The sequence below is a fragment of the Achromobacter sp. D10 genome, assembly GCF_035282245.1.
In the GTDB taxonomy this organism is placed as follows: Bacteria; Pseudomonadota; Gammaproteobacteria; order Burkholderiales; family Burkholderiaceae_B; genus Achromobacter; species Achromobacter insolitus.
On the sequence record NZ_JAYJLE010000030.1, the window covers coordinates 1 to 852 of the forward strand.

At 64.4% G+C, this 852-nt stretch carries 1 protein-coding gene; it reads left to right on the forward strand.

Features of this window, described 5'->3' with window-relative positions; all coding sequences use genetic code 11:
* Positions 1-852: hemagglutinin repeat-containing protein (locus VCS63_RS29695; RefSeq protein ID WP_323881924.1), on the forward strand; the 852-nt coding region annotated here is incomplete at both ends.

An 852-nucleotide genomic window follows, 5' to 3' on the forward strand; every position in this document is an offset into this window, starting at 1 on the left:
GAAACCGGCTCGGCCTACGACGAGGTCCGCTACAAGACCAAGCGCTTCCTCTCGTCCAAGACCACGCACACCATCACCTCCAGCGACTGGGAACAGGCCAAGGCCTCGACCTTCACGGGCGATACGGCCGTGTTGATGGCCGGGCGCGACCTGAACGTGGCCGGGTCGAATGTCGGCGCGCAGAAGGACCTGGTCCTGTCCGCCGAACGCGACGTGAACCTCCTGCCCGGCCAGAACACCGAGGACCGCTACGACTACAAGATGGTCAAGAAGTCCGGCTTCGGCGCAATGGGCGGCTTCAGTTATGGCACCCGCAAGCAAACCGACTGGATCGACGGCGAGAAAGTCTTCAACACCGCCAGCACCGTCGGTAGCGTCGAAGGCGATGCGCTCATCAAGGCCGGCAAAGCGCTGGACATTACCGGCAGCAATGTCCTCGCGCGCCAGGGCGACATCACGCTGATCGGCCAGGAGGTGAACATCGGCGCGGCGCTCGATACCGCGCAAGAGAAGGAGTTCCATGAGATCAAGCAGACGGGGCTGACGCTTACCGCCAGCAACCCCATCGTGAGTGCCGTGCAGACCGGCATACGCATGGCAGAAGCCGCGGGCAAGACGGACAACACCGTCATGAAGGGCCTGGCCGGGGCAACCGCCGGCGTCGCTGCCGTCAACGCCTACGACGCCGTGCGCGCCTCCGCCAAGGCGGCCGAGGCCGCCGAACTCGCCAAGGCCGGGTCGAGCAACAAGATCGATCAAGTGGGCGGCGTCAGCATCAAGCTCAGCCTCGGTACCAGCAAGAATTCCAGCACCACGGATCGCAGTTCGTCCAGCGCCCATGGTTCGACGATC